4 protein-coding genes and 1 pseudogene are annotated in these 4513 nt (G+C 69.8%); 4 read left to right on the top strand and 1 reads right to left on the bottom strand.

Annotation, left to right across the window (positions count from 1 at the left end; all coding sequences use genetic code 11):
- Positions 1–43: 43 nt before the first annotated feature.
- Positions 44–1222: a betaine/proline/choline family ABC transporter ATP-binding protein gene (locus VN520_RS05240; RefSeq protein ID WP_325745653.1), complete on the bottom strand. Its 1179-nt coding sequence runs from the start codon at positions 1220–1222 to the stop codon at positions 44–46.
- A 141-nt stretch (positions 1223–1363) separates the two neighbouring features.
- Between VN520_RS05240 and VN520_RS05235 the strand changes: the two genes are divergently transcribed.
- The 4 genes and pseudogenes from VN520_RS05235 to VN520_RS05220 form a co-directional block, all read left to right on the top strand.
- Positions 1364–2083, top strand: coding sequence for an ABC transporter permease (locus tag VN520_RS05235; RefSeq protein ID WP_325745652.1), 720 nt, complete (start codon positions 1364–1366; stop codon positions 2081–2083).
- A gap of 3 nt (positions 2084–2086) precedes the next feature.
- Entirely contained in the window at positions 2087–2761 is a 675-nt protein-coding gene (locus VN520_RS05230; RefSeq protein WP_325745651.1) for an ABC transporter permease, read from the top strand.
- 55 nt (positions 2762–2816) lie between these two features.
- Entirely contained in the window at positions 2817–3797 is a 981-nt protein-coding gene (locus tag VN520_RS05225) for an ABC transporter substrate-binding protein (protein WP_325745650.1), read from the top strand.
- 104 nt (positions 3798–3901) lie between these two features.
- Positions 3902–4513, top strand: a pseudogene (locus tag VN520_RS05220) (hypothetical protein); the annotation flags it as partial.

Below are 4513 nucleotides of genomic sequence, written 5' to 3'. Positions count from 1 at the left end.
AGCCCCACCGGTCACGCGTACCCCGCCGGGGGAGAGGGCCCGGTCAGGGGGAGCCGACGGGGCCTGCCACGGTCTCCACGGTGATCCCGGCGCGTGGCACGTCCTGTGCGTCCGCGTCGATCGAGCGCCGCAGGGCCTCGTGGAGGCGGGCCGGGGTGAGCACGCCCAGGAAGCGGCCGGTGCCCTCCTCGTCGATGACGGCGATCCAGCCCGCGTCGTGCTGCAGCATCGTGGCGAAGGCCTGCTTGAGCGGCGCGCCGAGCGGAAGCCACGCCTCCATGCGCCGGGCGTGCTCGCGGACCGTGCCCCCGGCCGCCGCCCCGTCACCGGCCGGGATCCAGCCGTGCAGATTGTCCTGGCCGTCCAGGACGACCGCCCAGTGTGCGCCGTCGGCCCGCAACCGCTCGGTCGCCTGTGCCAGCGGATCGTCGAGATGGACGACCGGCGGCTGGTCCAGGTCGCTCTCCTCGACGGGGGTGACCGAGAGCCGCTTCAGCCCGCGGTCGGCCCCGACGAAACCGGCGACGTACGGCGTGGAGGGAGCCCCGAGCACCGTGGCGGGGGTGTCGAACTGCTCGATGCGGCCGTGTCCGTACACCGCCATCCGGTCACCGAGCCGGACGGCTTCCTCGATGTCGTGGGTGACGAACAGCACGGTCTTGCGGACCTGGGCCTGCAGTTTCAGGAATTCGTTCTGAAGCCTTTCCCGCACCACCGGATCGACCGCTCCGAAAGGCTCGTCCATCAGCAGGACCGGCGGGTCGGCGGCCAGGGCCCGGGCCACACCGACCCGTTGGCGCTGGCCGCCGGAAAGCTGATCGGGATAGCGGCCGCCATGAACGGAAGGATCGAGTCCGACAAGATCGAGCAGTTCGGCGGCGCGCTTCCGGCCCTTTTCCCGGCTCCAGCCGAGGAGATGGGGAACGGTCGCCGTGTTCTCCAGGACCGTCTTGTGAGGGAAGAGACCGACCTGCTGGATCACATAGCCGATACGGCGGCGGAGCCGGACGGGGTCGATGGCGGATATGTCGTCCCCGTCGAGGAATATCCGGCCGTCGGTCGGTTCGGTCAGACGGTTCACCATTTTCATGGTGGTCGTCTTGCCGCAGCCGGAAGGCCCGACGAGCGTGACCAGTTCGCCCTCGGCGACCTCGAAGGAAAGGTCGTCGACGGCGGTGGTGCCGTCCGCGTACCGCTTGGTGACGTGCTCGAAACGGATCATGATTCCCCATTGTGACGCGGGTGCTGTGAAGGCCATGTTGCCGGAATACGGCAACCCGGGTGCTTGTCGGTGGTCGAGGATAGGCTCGTCCGGGACCGGACCCGGAGCGGCGACGCGAGGGTGAACAGGAGGTGGGGGCGGATGGCCGAGCAGAACTGCCTGGTGGCGAACGACTGGATCTGCGGAGAGTATCTGCGTTCCCGCAGCCAGGAGTTGGCCGAAGCGACCGTGCAGCACATCTGGATCACGGCGGTTTCCGTGCTGATAGGGCTCGCGGTGGCATTTCCGCTTGCGCTGCTCGCTCGCCGGGGCCGGCATTTCGCGGGCCCGGTGCTGGGCCTGACGACGGTGCTCTACACCGTGCCGTCACTGGCGATGTTCTCGCTGCTGCTGCCGCTCTTCGGACTGTCCGCGGCGCTCGTCGTCACCGGCCTGGTGCTCTATTCGCTGACCATTCTCGTACGCAACATCCTGGCCGGTCTCGAAGCTGTCCCGCAGGAGGCCAGGGAAGCGGCGAAGGGCATGGGGTACGGGCCCGCCCGGCTGCTCTGGGAGGTCGAACTCCCCCTCGCCCTCCCCGCCCTGATGGCCGGACTGCGGATCGCCACGGTGTCGACGGTGGCGCTGACCACGGTCGGTTCCCTCGTCGGCAAGGGCGGCCTCGGCAATCTCATCGAGGACGCGCTGCCCAGCTTCTTCAAGGCCCAGGTGCTCACCGCGTCCGTGCTCTGCGTGCTGCTCGCGGTGGCCGCGGACCTGCTGCTGCTCGGCGTGCAACGCCTGCTCACGCCCTGGACCCGGATACGGACGCCCGCCGTGGCGTCCGCCGGGGCGGGCATCGCGAAGACGGAGGCGGTCTGACCCATGGAAGTCGTCGGGGAGGCATGGGTCTGGCTCACCACCGGGGCCAACTGGTCGGGGGGCGACGGGGCGGCACACCGTCTGGCCGAGCATCTGTACGTCAGCGGGGCCGCCCTCGCGGCGGCCTGCCTCATCGCCCTGCCGGCGGCTCTGTATCTCGGACACGTGGGCAAGGGAGGCGCGCTCGCCGTCAACCTCTCCAACGTGGGCCGGGCGGTCCCGGTGTTCGCGGTGCTGGCCCTCTTCATGATGACGCCCCTGCGTAACTCCGGTTATCTGCCCACGGTCATCGCGCTGGTGCTGTTCGCCGTGCCCCCGCTGCTGACCAACGCCTATATCGGGATGACGGAGGTGGACCGGTCGGTGGTGGAGGCCGCGCGGGGCATGGGCATGTCCGGTGTGCAGCTCTTCCTGCGGGTCGAGCTCCCCCTCGCCCACCCGATGATCATGACCGGCCTCCGGTCCGCCGCCGTCCAGGTGATCGCCACCGCCTCGATCGCGGCGATGGTCGGCCTCGGCGGCCTGGGCCGGATCATCACCGCCGGATTCAACACCTACGACACCGCGCAGGTCTTCGCGGGCGCCGTGCTGGTCGCCCTCCTGGCCCTGGCGGTGGAGGGCGCCCTCATGGCACTGGACCGGCTGCTGTCGCCCCTGCGCCGACGCCGGACCGCATGAACGCGCGGACTTCCCGGACTGTGCACACCATTTCTTTCCCGGACGGAGAACGAACATGAGCAGGACCTCGCGCATAGCAGGCGCGGTCATCGGAGCGGTCGCGCTGGCAGGCACGCTCGCCGCGTGCGGCGGTGACAGCCTGGAGCAGGAGAAGAGCGGCCCGGACAAGGGTTCCGGCGCCGGTTCCGGGAAGGGCTCGCTCGTCGTGGGCGCCGCCGGCTTCACCGAGTCCAAGGTGCTCGCCGAGCTGTACGCCCAGGTCCTGGGTGACGCCGGATACGACACCACGGTCACCACGGTGAAGAACCGCGAACTGTACGAGCCCTCGCTGGAGAAGGGCGAGATCGACGTCGTCCCGGAATACGCCGCGACGCTCGCGGAATTCCTCAACGCCAAGGTCAACGGGGCGAAGGAGGCGGAGAAGAAGCCGGTCGCCTCGGGTGACGCGGCAGCCACCGTCGCCGCTCTGGAGAAGCTCGCCACCCCGCTCGGCCTGAAGGTCCTTCCGGCGGGCAAGGCGGTCGACCAGAACGCCTTCGCGGTGTCGAAGGAATTCGCCGACAAGAACAGCCTCAAGACGCTTTCCGACCTCGGCAGCTCGAAGATCAAGGTGAGGATCGCGGCGGGTGACGAGTGCGAGGTGCGGCCGTTCTGCGCGCCCGGACTGAAGAAGACGTACGGCATCGATGTCATCGGGATCGATCCCAAGGGGGTCGGCACACCGCAGTCCAAGCAGGCGGTCAAGGACGGCAAGGACCAGCTGGTCCTGACGACCACCACGGACGCGGTGCTCGACACCTACGGTCTGGTGTTCCTGGAGGACGACAAGAAGCTGCAGAACGCGGACAACGTCCTTCCGGTACTCAATGCCGAGGATGCGGGCGCGCCGGAGATCGCGGAAGCGCTCGGGAAGCTCACCGGCGTACTGACCACGGAGGACCTCGCGGAACTCAACCGCAAGGTCGACGCGGAGCGCGCCAAGCCCGCGGATGCGGCCGGGGACTATCTCCGGTCGAAGGGACTGATCCAGAAGTAAAAAGGCGTATCCGAGTGCCACATGAGAGGCCGCCAGGTAACCGGCGGGGAACAGATTGCCGGGCGGCCTCCCAAGTGACTCGTACGCACGGTAAATTTCGAGCCATGCCACGAGGACGCCACCGCCATTCGCCGCCCCTCCACAGAATCCTTCCTCCCGCCGTGGTGGCCGGAGTGCCGGTCGTCTGTGCCGCCGGAGCCTGGCTCCTCGCGGAACCCCTGGCACTGCGCGCCCTGGTCGCCGTGACAGCGGCTGCCGCGGTCACCGGTGCCTGCCTGATGCGCGGCTGGGACCGGGCCGCGGGGCTGCGGGTCGCGGAGCTGACCCGTGCCCGGGCCAGCGACGAGTGGAAGACCGAGGAGCGCCTGGCCGAACTGGAGGCGGACCTCGAGGAAGCACGGGAACTGCGCACCCGGCTGGAGACCAAGCTGCGCCGCAAGCGCGTGGAACTGGCCGGGCTGCGGGGTGAACACGCCGCACTGCTGCGCCGGTACGCCAACGCCGAGACGGAACGGGCCAGCGCGCTGGAGGGCCGCAGGCAGCTCGCCATCGAGGTGTCCGGACCGAGGGAGCTCCTGCCCGCGCGGTCCACGCCGACGCCCGGCGCGTATCTGCTCGCCGCGCAGGCCCTGCAGAACCTGACCCGCAACGCCGTGCTCCAGGAGGCGCGCCGCGCGGCCGGCCCGGCCCGGCCGCGCGACTTCCCCGAGCGGCCG

Source organism: Streptomyces sp. (assembly GCF_035563135.1).
Lineage (GTDB): Bacteria > Actinomycetota > Actinomycetes > Streptomycetales > Streptomycetaceae > Streptomyces.
Note: the sequence above shows the minus strand (reverse complement) of the source record. Positions and strands in the feature narration are given on the sequence as shown.